Source organism: Fibrella forsythiae, assembly GCF_017353175.1.
Lineage (GTDB): Bacteria > Bacteroidota > Bacteroidia > Cytophagales > Spirosomataceae > Fibrella > Fibrella forsythiae.
In genome coordinates, this window is record NZ_JAFMYW010000007.1 from 275,454 (window position 1) to 287,882 (window position 12,429).

The 12,429-nt window shown below is 53.3% G+C and carries 8 protein-coding genes; all 8 read right to left on the reverse strand.

The window, feature by feature from the left end; translation table 11 throughout:
- Positions 1–17: 17 nt before the first annotated feature.
- Positions 18–944 (reverse strand): alpha/beta hydrolase, encoded by a 927-nt coding sequence (locus J2I46_RS22185; RefSeq protein ID WP_229379888.1) that lies wholly within the window; start codon positions 942–944, stop codon positions 18–20.
- 96 nt (positions 945–1,040) lie between these two features.
- Complete coding sequence (locus tag J2I46_RS22190; protein ID WP_207331255.1) at positions 1,041–1,802, reverse strand: rhamnogalacturonan acetylesterase; 762 nt, start codon at positions 1,800–1,802, stop codon at positions 1,041–1,043.
- Between the two features lie 45 nt (positions 1,803–1,847).
- Positions 1,848–2,828, reverse strand: a complete 981-nt coding sequence (locus J2I46_RS22195; protein ID WP_207331256.1) for a pectinesterase family protein — start codon at positions 2,826–2,828, stop codon at positions 1,848–1,850.
- 33 nt (positions 2,829–2,861) lie between these two features.
- Positions 2,862–3,959, reverse strand: coding sequence for a pectate lyase (gene pelA / locus J2I46_RS22200; RefSeq protein ID WP_207331257.1), 1,098 nt, complete (start codon positions 3,957–3,959; stop codon positions 2,862–2,864).
- A gap of 97 nt (positions 3,960–4,056) precedes the next feature.
- Complete coding sequence (locus J2I46_RS22205) at positions 4,057–5,823, reverse strand: RagB/SusD family nutrient uptake outer membrane protein (RefSeq protein WP_207331258.1); 1,767 nt, start codon at positions 5,821–5,823, stop codon at positions 4,057–4,059.
- Between the two features lie 23 nt (positions 5,824–5,846).
- The gene (locus J2I46_RS22210; protein WP_207331259.1) at positions 5,847–9,050 is read right to left on the reverse strand and encodes a SusC/RagA family TonB-linked outer membrane protein; all 3,204 of its coding nucleotides are present in this window, start codon (positions 9,048–9,050) and stop codon (positions 5,847–5,849) included.
- 467 nt (positions 9,051–9,517) lie between these two features.
- Positions 9,518–10,822 (reverse strand): MFS transporter, encoded by a 1,305-nt coding sequence (locus tag J2I46_RS22215; protein ID WP_207331260.1) that lies wholly within the window; start codon positions 10,820–10,822, stop codon positions 9,518–9,520.
- Positions 10,823–10,891: 69 nt separating this feature from the next.
- Entirely contained in the window at positions 10,892–12,340 is a 1,449-nt protein-coding gene (uxaC, locus tag J2I46_RS22220; RefSeq protein WP_207331261.1) for a glucuronate isomerase, read from the reverse strand.
- Positions 12,341–12,429: the final 89 nt, after the last annotated feature.

A 12,429-nucleotide genomic window follows, 5' to 3' on the forward strand; every position in this document is an offset into this window, starting at 1 on the left:
GTATGGGTGGCCACTGGTTAAGGTTTTACCGCCAGCGCCTTGTTCAGGAATTGACTGATGAACGCCATCGTTGGCTCGAACCACGGTTGTAATAAGCAGAATATATGGGGGGCATCCGGAAACGTATGCATTTCGGTATAAATCCCCCGCGCTGCCAATTCCCGGCGCAGATCATCGCGCCCGGCGTGCATCCGGTCAACAGAACTGTTCAGAAACAGGATTGGCGCGGTCTGTTGCCCGGCATAGGTCAACGCCGAGGCTTCATGCCAACGGTCCAGGGTTTGTGTTTTCGGTCCGCCAAACCAGTAAGTAGCAGCCGAAGTAGACTTACTGTCGTCACCCTCGCCCGATTCGGGATGATCGAAGGCAAGCACACCATCGATATCAACGATTGCCTGTACCTTGCTCGAATGTCCCTGATAGCACCCCTCACCTTCGAGGGCAGGTACGTTGGCAGAAGCACCCAGCAACGCAGCCAATTGACCGCCCGCCGAAAAGCCAATCGTTGCAATTCGGTTGGTATCGATCGCGTACTGGCCGGCAGTTGCCCGGAGCCACCGGATAACAGCCTTGAGATCATGCACAGCCGCCGGATACAGGGCTTCAGTTGAGAGTCGGTATTCGGCCGTTACGGCAACGTACCCAGCGGCGGCCAGACGCTGCGCCATCGGAATATGCTGCGACCGATCACCCGAACGCCAGCCCCCTCCGTGAATGATCAGCACGGCCGGACGCAATTCTTTACGGTCTGCTTTCGCCGGATAAAACGCGTCGAGATGCAGGTCACGTCCACTCCGGTTGCAGTAAACAACGTTCATCTGGGCCGTTACGCCGGGCAGTAGCACTGGCTCAACAATACGGGCATCTGGATACTGCTTTGCCAGTTTACGGTAGGCACTCCAGGTCGTAAACGAGGTATCGCGTTTTCCCGTAAGGCCATTCATTTGCTGTGCTGAAGCCGTCAAGGAACAACAGCAACTCAACAGCGCGCAACATACTATTTCAGCTTTACTCATTGACAACAACCAACTTACGGGCATTTATTTAATCTCTTTCTTAACGATACGCCCGGCCAGCTCCAGCTTCAGGCTTATTATATTGGCCAGCACCAATTGGGCCATTTTACGCGCGCCGAGTTCGTTGAAATGGGTATTGTCAACTTTTCCTTCAGGATAATTCGGATGCTCGCCGGGCGCTAGCTGCAGATAGAGTAGTTTCGAGGTATCGACGCCAAAGCGCTGCAACAGCTCCTGACTCTGCCTGTCTAAGTCGATCAGTGGGGTTTTGTACTCATTGGCCACCTCTCTGACCAGTTGGGAATAAACAGCGTGTGTTTCCTGAATTTTACCAGCCTCATCAAACTGGCGGCGGGCAACGGGCGTCAACAGCACCGGAATCGCTTTCTTAGCCCGGCTTTCGGCGATAAACCGAATCAGGTTAGTCTGGTATTCGGCTTCTGTAGTGTAGGTTTTCTTGGTTTTCACCTCATCATTATGGCCAAACTGAATAAACACGTAATCGCCTTCATGCAGTTGGTCTGCCACAGGCTGCCACCTGTTTTCTTCGATGAATGATTTTGTACTGCGGCCGTTCATGGCCCGATTGTCGACCGTTACGCTCTCATCGAAAAAGTGGACGAAGGGCATGCCCCAGCCCGTTTCAGGATACGCTTTCACCTGCTTGATCGACATGGTTGAGTCGCCGATCAGGTAAACCGTAATGTGGCCTGGTGGCTGCGTAAATGCCAGTAATGAGAATAAGCAAACAGCAGCGCTAAGTCGGGTGAACGTGTTGCGTTTCATTCGGTGAATTGGTTTGGTGTGATAGTTTTGCGCTGAAGCTAGCCGTCAGAAGCGGATAGACGTGCGTGTCAAGTCAGGTTTCCACCGATCATTTCCTGCCAGAACGACGGCGGGTGTATAGGTCCTGGCTTCCTGGCGGGTTAGCTGCTTCGCCCAGCCCACGCGCTGGCCGGTGTTGGCTCCTGGCCCCGATGAATTGTATTCGGCGTAAAGCGTCGTTTTTTCGGCACTGGGCTTATCCCAGTTGTGCCATCCTTCGGGCCTGATGTGTTCACCCAATGTGCAGTTGATAAAAGCAGTCTTGGCAAAATCGCGCCACGGGCGACCCAGGTACGTACTCGCTCTGGGGAGATCGCTGGAGAGTGTGCACTTCAGGAACACGTACCCAAACGCCTTACCCTCGGGGGTAGATGCGGCGGTGATATACGATCCCTGCTTACTGTAAATCGTGCAGTGCTCGAACACCGCCGTTGCCGAACCGAAGATAAAATCGACCGTTCCTTCGATATAGCAATCTTTGTAATACTGCCGCCCGTACTGACCTGGCATACCCGTATAGAGCGTATCCTGATTGCCCAAAAAACGGCAGTTGATAAATACGGCCCGATCGCCCGTGACAAACGCAGCCACGGCCTGCCCAACCCGGCCGGCCGTGTTCTCGAAGGTCAGGTTTTCGGCGCGGAAGTCGTTTCCGAAGATGTAGAATGAGCCGGAGGTCGATGTCCGGAGCTTGGTGCCATTCGGCAGTTCCTTCCCCGAAAAATCGTCATACGTCAGCACGGTCGTCGCCTTGTCTTCGCCAATCAGCGTTACCATATGCTGGGTTGAATCGAGCCTGAGCTTTTCTTTATACGTTCCCTTTCGGATAAGAATCAGGAGGCGACTCTTGTTGTTGGCCGGCACCGTATTCAAGGCCGCCTGAACCGTTGTAAAGTCGCCGCTGCCATCCTGCGCCACTGTTATCCGCTGCTTTTGCGCCAGCAACGTACCTGGAAGCAGCAACAGCCAGCCTGACCAGAGCAGCATCTGTATTCGTTTCGTTCTAACCATCGTTCAGGCTTATTTTCCCCACGTTGCCTGCCAGGCCGGGTAATCGGTGGCAATGAGTTTGGCGGGCCAGGTACCGTACCAGCCGTAGCCAACCCGGCGCTCGTTCTCAATCTGGTCGAGGCTAAATTTCTTTACCCCATCGCGGCCGCAAAAGAACGGCTTGTTGGTTTCCAAATCGTAAAACCGGGCCCACTTCACAGCGTTAGGCTCCTGCACCACAATCACGTCCTTCCCCGACTTCTGAGTTGGGTCTGCAATCGTTTTTGTACTGATCCCCAGCAACTTCACCGAATCAAGCCAGGCAATGGCAGCACTAACAGACCGTTTTACCCGGTCGGATGGGTTGGGCAGGCTCATGAGAAATTCAATGATGCCGACACTTTCGCTGCCACTAAGCGATGCCAGTTCGAACGCCCGCGCGTTGGTTGGCTGCAGCGTATTCCGGTCATGCTGTGCACACCAGGCCGTAAGTTTTCCATGCTGAGTGTATTGCGAATTCAGAATGCATTCAACGCCTTTATCAACGGCCTGCTGCGCCTTCGGAGCCAGCGATCGATCGAGTTGGGCAAAAGCGTTTGTCTTTTCGGCGGTACGTTTCATGACCCACATCACATCGATCATCGCGTTATCGTTGTACGTAATCTGCTTCCGGTATGAACTAGAATCGGGGTAAAACTGTCCCCATCCCCCTTTCGCATTTTGGGCCGACAGCAGGTACATAATTCCTTGTTGAGCAGCGGTTAGGTACGCGTCGTTCTGCGTTTTGCCGAATGCGTCAACCAGGTAATTTATTTCGCGGGTTGTCGCTTTATCATCGATCGTGGTGTCCAGCTTATCTTTATCAGCAAGCAGTTTTTTCTTCAGATCAATAGTCAGTTCCCGGTTGTAGTTAATCGCGTTACCGCCAGGTTGAGGCCAGCCGCCGTTGCTACGTTGATAGAGCAGCATGCGTTCGGCAATGGAATCTAGTTTCGCTTCAGCCACGTGGCTAACCCCCGTTGGAACTACCGCCGATTTACAGGCGGTGAATGAAACGCCAAATACGGCATTCACTACTGGAATACCGGATGATAACAACAATACAGTGATGCCTGCTTTATAACGCATAGTAAATAGAGTAACGTGAGCAAAAAGTAGTCAGCCTATAGTTACTGACCAAACCTGCGGGCAGGTGGGCCAGTGACTATAGGCTGACGCTTACTTATTAATACCCGTAATCCTGAGTCAGTTTCGGATTGGCATCCAGCGCCGCCTGATTGATTGGGAGTAATTCGCTCTTGTTAGGCGTAAAAAACTGAGCGACTGACGTAATGTATGTCGCCGTAATGTTCTGCCGCCAGTCGAGGCGAGTCCAGCCGGCTACAGTTGTGGCGGTGCTGGGTTTGTAGAACGAGTTCAGAAACTGAATTTCCTCGCCGTTATTTTTCCAGAACAGATATTGCGGCACATTGACGTACTTCCCTTTGGCCGCCTGCATATCGGTCAGATTGGCCCGTGCTTCGGTGATTTTCGACGACAGTAGGTTCCAGCGAATCAGGTCATATTTCCGAATTCCTTCGCCCCCAAATTCCAGGAACCGTTCGTTCACGATGGCATTGAAGAACGCCTCTTTCGTGGTTGGCGTCGGGCCGATCAACGCCGTCTTGCCAGCGTAGCCCCGCTTCCGCACCTCTTCAAAAGCTGCAATCGCCTGGGCCGTTGGACCACCTTTCAGTTCGTTTTCCGCTTCAGCAAACATCAGCAGTACGTCTGAGAAACGAATGAGCGGCCAGTTATAGCCCAGGTTTTGCGACGTACCTGATAGGATCGGGTTCCGCCAGTCGCGCCGGAACTTACCATCGGTGATGGTGGTCAGCCGTTGTGGGTTTTTGATGTTGGTGGCCAGCACCTGATAGATCGTGATGGTTACATCGCGACGCACGTCAGTTGAGTCAAATGCATAGAAGTAGGTTGGCAACGGGTTGATACCGCCACCGCCCTGTCCGTACCGCGATGCCGCATCAAGGCGCGGCCCATTGTAGTAGCCCAGTTTACTGTCCGATTGAGCACTACCGCCCGCTGAACCAACTTCGAACATGATTTCTGCGGCTGGGTCGGGGGTCAGGCCATTCACGTACGTCTTGAACAAGGCAACGTAGTCGGTGTTCAGCGTGTGCTGATCGCGACGCTGCATGAGGTCGTTCGTTTCGTCGCGGGCGATCTGGTAATAGGTCGCGTAGTCGGCTCGGCGCTCCATCACTTTTGAGTCACGGCGGAGCGAATAACCACCCCGGTACAGGGCAATGCGCGCACGTAGGGCTTTGGCCGCTCCTTTCGTGATGCGTTCGTTGCGGGCGCCTGCGTCAGTACGCCAGGGCAACAGGTCGGCCGCCGTTTTCAGGTCGGCAATCAGCTTTTCGTATACCTTGTCACGATCTTCTTTTTCCACAAACAGGTTCGCCTGCTGATAGGCCGGTACCATCGGCGCAGGTACGTCGCCCCAGTTGCGAATCAGCTCCAGGTAATATTGCGCCCGCAAGGTCAGCGCTTCGCCATGCAGCCGGCGTAATTCCTTCTGGTCGGCCGCCGAGCCATTCATGTACAGATCCATTTTCGGAATCTGTTCGATACACAGGTTAGCCCGTTCGATGCCCTGATACAGGTTGTTCCAGGGATTGGCAATTTCGGTATTTCCCGCCAGCGCATTGTACCGGCCAATACCGCGACGGCCATTATCAACCGCACCGCTCACCATCATTTCGTCTGAGTCGTAGGGGTAATACAGGCTGATGCGAATACCGTACGTGTTATCGCCCGAGAGCAGATCATAGGCTCCCAGCACAGCCAGCGTGGCATTGCTGACATTGGAGAACACGGCCTGGTTATCAAATTCAGAAATCGGCTGAAGATCAAGGTAACTTTTGCAGGCCGTGAGCGACGTACAAAACAGGGCTACCCCAGCCAGTACTTTATATAATCGATTGATTTTCATAGCAAATCAAGTCTGTATAGCAATTAAAACGTTAGATTAACCCCGAAAACAAACGTCCGGGCGCGGGGGTAAGCGGCATAGTCAACACCCGGCGTAAGGGGATTGAACCGACGAGCATTCACTTCCGGATCGAAGCCCGAGTAGCCGGTGATGGTGGCCACGTTATTGACCGTTGCGTAGAAACGGGCGGTCTGTACCTTAACCTTACGAATAATGTCTTTCGGAATCGAGTAGCCGAGCGTAATGTTATTGATCCGCAGGAATGAGCCATCTTCAACGGCCCACGAATGCAGGTAAGGCCGGTTATTGGTAATTGGCTGCCAGATCGTTGCATTGGCGTTCAGGGCGGCCAGCGCCGATGGATCTTTCACCACAACGCCTTTATCGTCAATGGTCCGCCAGCGGTTATTCATCACCTCGAGCATGTTGGTGTTGAGGTAGTACCCCGACGTGAACTCGATTTTATTGGCGTTGTAGACGCTGTTGCCATACACCCAGTTGACAAAGACGCTCAGGTCGAAACTCTTGTAGCTGAACTGGTTGTTCATCCCGCCAATATGTTTCGGGTTGGCGTTACCAATCACGGTCCGGTCGTTTTCCAGACGTACCTGACCATCTCCGTTCAGATCTTTGAGTTTGATGGTACCAGGCTGAGGCGTCCCGAAGATGGTTGCATCGTTGGCAATTCCTTCCTTCAGGGTGTAGGTACGTGTGGTGGCGTTGTAGGTGAAGTCGTCGACCTTATAAAAATCATCGGTCACGAATCCGTACATCAGGCCAACCGGCTCACCTACTTTCAGGATGTAGTCATCGGCGCCATCGCTACCCTGCCAGCCCGAGTTGGTCGTTTGCTGAAGAACGGGCCCCAGATCCTCGATCCGGTTTCGGTTGAAGGAGATGTTGGCACTGGCATTCCAGGTGAAATCGTTGGTGCGCATCACCGTGCCATTCAGCTGGAACTCAAGGCCCCGGTTCGAGGTGGCACCCACGTTTTTGATCTGGGTCGTATAACCCGATGTTGACGGAATTGGCAGGTTTACGAGCAGGTTTTTCGTTGTATTCTGGTAGTAGTCGGCGGTAAACTGCACCCGCCCACCCAGCAGGCTCAAATCGAGACCGATGTTCCGCGAATAGGTGGTTTCCCACGTCAGGTTTGCCTGAGCCAGCGCAACCGGCGAGAAAGCAGGCAGAACCGATTCGCCCAGTGCATACTGAGCCGACGTGTTATACAGCTGGGCGTACAGGTAGTCATTCACGCGGTTGTTTCCGGCTGCACCATAGCTCACCCGCAGCTTGGCATCGTCCACAAACTTCAGCGACTTCATGAATTCTTCCTGCGAAAAACGCCAGGCCAGCGAGCCCGATGGGAAGTAAGCCCAGCGATTCTCCGGGGCAAACTTGGTTGACCCGTCGGCCCGGAACGTAGCCGTGGCCAGGTATTTCTTATCGTACGAATAATTCAATCGACCAAAGAATGATAGCAGCCGGTTCTGGTATTCAGCACTCGTTGGTTGGGGTTGAATAGCACCCGTTGGCGGCGAGCCCAGGTTCATGTTGGCCAGGGCTTTTTCGGGCGAAATCTCTGACGGGAAATAGCGCGTTTCAAGTCCTACTGCCCGGCCGTTCGTTTCATACGTCTCCTGACCGATCAGGGCGTCAATATCGTGTTTGCCCCCACCAAAACCAGCTTTACGGTAGGTCAACACGTTTGAGTTGTTGATCGTAATGGCGGTGCTGTTGCGGATAATGGCCACGGGCAGGCTCGCGTAGTTACGGGCCGTTCCGGTAATCTTGCTGTAGAACTGGTCTGTCCGGTCAACGTTGTTGGCATAACCAGCCGTTACGCGGAGGGTAAGTCCGGGGGCGAAGTCGTAGGTAGCGTATCCGCTTAAATTAACCCCATTCGTAAACCGCTTCTGGTACTCAGCTCCAGTCAGGGTAACCGGGTTCGTGAGGCGTGTTGACAGGTAATAATCCTCGTCGAACTCAATAGCCGAGGCCGGACGTGTAGCCAGGTCGAGTGGCTGGTACTGAATGCTTTGGCGCAGTCGGTTTGTACCGGCCGTGCCGCTTGTTGTTGTTCCGGCGCCATCAATCCGTTGATCGATGTAGCGAACAACAACGCCCACCTTGAATTTTGAATTGACAGCGTGGTCTAGCTTAAAGTTGGCCAGATTCCGGGTGAACGCCGAGCCAAGTTGAATGCCATCTTCCTTGTTGTTGGTCAGGCTCAGGTTGTAGCTGGTCTGCTGATTACCACCGTTGATCGACACGTTGTGATTCTGATAACCCGCCCGCCGTCCGAACACGTTATCCTGCCAGTCGATGAATGGTGCATTTTTGTACACCTGCAACGTATCGAAGGTTGACCCATACTGTCTGGCGAACGATGAACTGTCGGTAGCGCTACCCCGCGTGCGCTCATACTGATACAGCACGTAATCGTAGGGCTTCAGAACAGGCAGTTGCTTCAGGTTTTCGCGAAAGCCGAACGAGCCATTATACGTCACGGTAGTTCGGCTGTTGGTGCGGCCAGATTTGGTTGTAATAATAACCACCCCATTGGCGCCACGTGCCCCGTAGATGGCGGTGGCCGAGGCGTCTTTCAGCACGTCGATACTGGCAATATCCTGCGGACTGATCGTATTGAGCGCGTTGTCCAGTTGAATACCATCGACCACATAGATCGGCGAGTTATCCTGCGTAATGGAGTTACCACCCCGCACCCGGATACGGATATCAGCCCCGGGGCCACCCTCAGCGGTGGTTACCTGAACGCCCGCCAACCGACCGGTAATGGCTTCGGCAGCGTTGGTGATGGGTACGTCGCGGATCTGGCGGCTATTCACCGACGAAACAGACCCGGTCACGTCGCGACGGTTTACGGCTTCGTAACCGATAACAACCACTTCATTCAGCGTTTTTTCGTCGGTCGCCAGCGATATATCGAGCGTTGCGCGGCTGCCCACACTCACTTCCTGTGGAACGTACCCGATGAAACTGAACGTCAGCTTCACATCGCTTTTGTCAGGAACCCGGATGGCATATTTTCCATCGGCATCGGAGGTTGCTCCCGACGATGTTCCCTTTAACACAACTGATACGCCGGGTAGCGTTGTACCCGTAGCGTTGTCCTTGATTTGCCCCGTTATCTGACGGGTCTGTTGGGCGTAAGCCGCCGGGATGATGCCTAGCAGGAGTACAAGTAGACGTAGTGTTCGATTCATAAGGCAGCATGTATAACCGCTTTTTTCGCGGAAAACAGATAGGTGCATAACAGCAGTACCAAACTGAAAGAGTTGTACTTATTGAAGATAATAGCCACTACCACCGAGATTAGTAGCCTATTAAAATTTGCGCTGTAAATGGTAAGGAACAAGTATACAATTGACTTTTTTTACGCAATCGTTACCGGGAACGATGCCAAAAAGAAATTTTTAACGGATCAATGGGAATAATCTCAGAACCAAAGCGTGCAAGTATTGTATATAAATTCTGACAAGATCGTATTAGGGTTTTCCCTATTATATAACTATTCCAATATATAAGAACCAGTGGTTCTTACGCCGAAAAGCCCTCCTGTGGCAAGCCTTTGACTTGTGTTATCAAAGGCTTACCACAGAAGGGCTTTCCGGGGTCAGGTACGTGTCGAGCGAATGAACGAACCTGAATGCTCCGTCTGACTAACAGACGTCTACTCAGTTGTATCAAGCTTTACCGGCTTCATGGTCGGCGTAAGCAGGTGCATCACGATCCAGGCAAGCATATAGGCCGACCCGCACATCAGGAAAATGATACCATAGCCGCCCTGTGCATCACCGGCTTTTTTGTAAGTATCAAGAATACGCCCAACAATTTCCGGGAAAATGATTCCGCCAATTGACCCGGCCATACTGCCAATACCAACGATTGAACTAATGGTCCGTTTCGGGAACATATCCGATGCCGTTGTAAAAATATTTGCGCTCCAGGCCTGGTGAGCAGCCCCTGCCAGACCGATCAGGGCAACAGCACCCCAGATACCAGGGCCGAAGCGTACGGCAATAACAGGTAGGACCAGAACGGCAAAGATGAACATGGCTGTTTTCCGGGCCCGCCATACGGTCCAGCCACGACCAATCAGCCAAGACGATAGATAGCCGCCGCCAATACTACCGATACTCACCAACGTGTATAATACGGCCAGGTACAGGTTCGGCTTCTTCACGTCGAGGTGGAAGGTCGTGGCGAAATAATCCTGCAACCAGAACAGAAAAAACCACCAGATCGGGTCGGTCAGCATTTTACCGAAAACGAACGCCCAGGTTTGGCGAACACTCAGCAACTTAGCCCATGATACCGGTTTGCCATGATCCGCTTCCTCGTCGGGCGTGGTTTCGTTATCGCTATGGATATAGTCGAATTCAGCTTTCGTTAGTTTCGCCTGTTTGGCCGGAATTTCGTAGGTAAAGTGCCAGAAAATCAACCAGATGAAACCAACGGCACCCGTTGCAATGAAGGCCATTTCCCAGCCGTAGATACCCAGAATCCAGGGAACGGCAATGGGGGCAATAACGGCACCAATGTTTGCGCCGGAGTTGAAAATACCCGTTGCCAGTGCGCGCTCCCGCTTGGGAAACCACTCGGCAACGGTTTTGATCGCCGCCGGGAAGTTGCCCGCCTCACCTAAGCCAAGACCGATCCGGGCAAAGATGAAGCCCGTGGTGCTGGTTGCCAACCCATGAAGCATGGCCGCCAGACTCCAGAAAATAATGGAGATGGTGTAGCCCAGTTTGGTGCCGATCCGGTCAATCACCCGACCGAAAATAAGCAGGCCAATGGCGTATGCACCTGAAAACACCTGCACAATTCGGCTGAAATCAAGCTCCGACCAGTGGAACTCCTTTTCAAGCGCAGGTTTAAGCAATCCGACCACTTGCCGGTCGAGGTAGTTTATGGTCGTAGCGAAAAACAGGAGCGCTACAATGGTCCAGCGGTAGTTTCCTAACGGTTTGGTCATAGGGGTGTAGAGAATGAAAGTACTGCATACTGGCCGGTCAGGTACGTACCCGGCCACCTACCGCCTGACTTAGAGGACCGCCGCAACGGGTTTACTGCTAAATCCGAAATAAGTCTTTGCGTTTCCGTAGCTGATATTCTGAACCACCTGACCGATCCACTCCATATCGTCGGGCAGTTCGCCGTTTTCAATGTCGTTACCCAGCAGGTTGCACAAAATGCGCCGGAAATACTCGTGGCGTGGATACGACAGGAAAGAACGGGAATCGGTTAACATACCCACGAAACGGCTCAACAGCCCCATGTTCGAGAGGGCATTCATCTGCCGCTCCATACCGTCTTTCTGATCCAGGAACCACCAGCCAGAGCCAAACTGTACTTTCCCGGCAACGGACCCGTCGTTGAAATTCCCGATCATCGTCGCCATGATCTCGTTATCGGCGGGGTTCAGGTTATAGATGATTGTTTTAGCCAGTTTATCGCTCGTGTCCAATCGGTCGAGGAAACGCGACAGGGCGCGGGCTTGTGAGAAGTCGCCAATGCTATCCCAGCCCGTGTCGGGACCAAGTTGCGAGAGCATCCGGCTGTTATTATTACGCAGGGCACCCAGGTGAAACTGCTGCGTCCAGCCCTTTTCCCAGTCCATTTCAGCCAGGTAAACCAGCATCGCCGATTTAAACACCAGCACTTCCTGCGTTGTCAGTTCGCTGCCCGACCGCACTTTGTTGAAAATCGACTTCACGCCCTCGTCGGTATAGTCGGCGGCGTAGATCTGCTCCAGACCGTGGTCAGATAGCTTGCACCCCATCTCGGCAAAGTAATCGTGCCGGCGGGCCAACGTACCCAGAAAGTCATCAAACGTGGTGATCGACGAATTGTCTGCTTCTTCAAGCCGGGCAACGTACCTATTGAATTCTGCGGCGTTGTCAACTGCCATTGCCTTATCGGGCCGGAAGGTGGGCAACACGCTGATCGTGAAGTCGGACCCGGCCGCCTGCTCGTCGGCAATTTTCCGGTGATGCTCCAGCGAATCAGCCGGATCATCCGTTGTACAAACAGTTTCAACGTTCATCTGACGAAGCAGCCCCCGCACCGAATGGGTGGATGCTTGTAGCTGCTCGGTGCAGGCGTCGTAGACAGACCGGGCATTTTTACCAGACAGCACCTCATTGATGCCAAAGTAGCGTTGCAATTCCAGGTGCGTCCAGTGATACAATGGGTTGCGGAGGGTGTAGGGTACAGTTTCGGCCCACTTCTGGAACTTCTCGACATCGGAGGCGTCGCCGGTACAAAACCGTTCGTTAATGCCGTTGGTCCGCATGGCCCGCCACTTGTAGTGATCACCATAGAGCCAGGCCTGGGTCAGGTTACCGAACTGTTTATCGCCGGCAATCTGGTCGGGCGGCAGGTGGCAATGGTAGTCGATGATGGGCATCGGCTTGGCAAACTGATGATATAGCTGCTGCGCTGTTTCGGTTTGCAGCAGGAAGTCGGTATCGGTTAGAAAGGTTTTTTTCATGATTTAGAGAAGAGTCATTTGTGTGGTCATTCTGTCGGGGCGCGGAGCCTGAGTGCTCACTGGGCCTCGCCGGCATCAGGTAGTCATTG

Coding starts and splice junctions, on each gene's coding strand:
- J2I46_RS22195 (WP_207331256.1), bottom strand. CDS start 2,828: ATGCTGCTCTGGTCAGGCTGGCTGTTGCTGCTTCCAGGTACGTTGCTG.
- J2I46_RS22185 (WP_229379888.1), bottom strand. CDS start 944: ATGAATGGCCTTACGGGAAAACGCGATACCTCGTTTACGACCTGGAGT.
- pelA (WP_207331257.1), bottom strand. CDS start 3,959: ATGCGTTATAAAGCAGGCATCACTGTATTGTTGTTATCATCCGGTATT.
- J2I46_RS22190 (WP_207331255.1), bottom strand. CDS start 1,802: ATGAAACGCAACACGTTCACCCGACTTAGCGCTGCTGTTTGCTTATTC.
- J2I46_RS22210 (WP_207331259.1), bottom strand. CDS start 9,050: ATGAATCGAACACTACGTCTACTTGTACTCCTGCTAGGCATCATCCCG.
- uxaC (WP_207331261.1), bottom strand. CDS start 12,340: ATGAAAAAAACCTTTCTAACCGATACCGACTTCCTGCTGCAAACCGAA.
- J2I46_RS22205 (WP_207331258.1), bottom strand. CDS start 5,823: ATGAAAATCAATCGATTATATAAAGTACTGGCTGGGGTAGCCCTGTTT.
- J2I46_RS22215 (WP_207331260.1), bottom strand. CDS start 10,822: ATGACCAAACCGTTAGGAAACTACCGCTGGACCATTGTAGCGCTCCTG.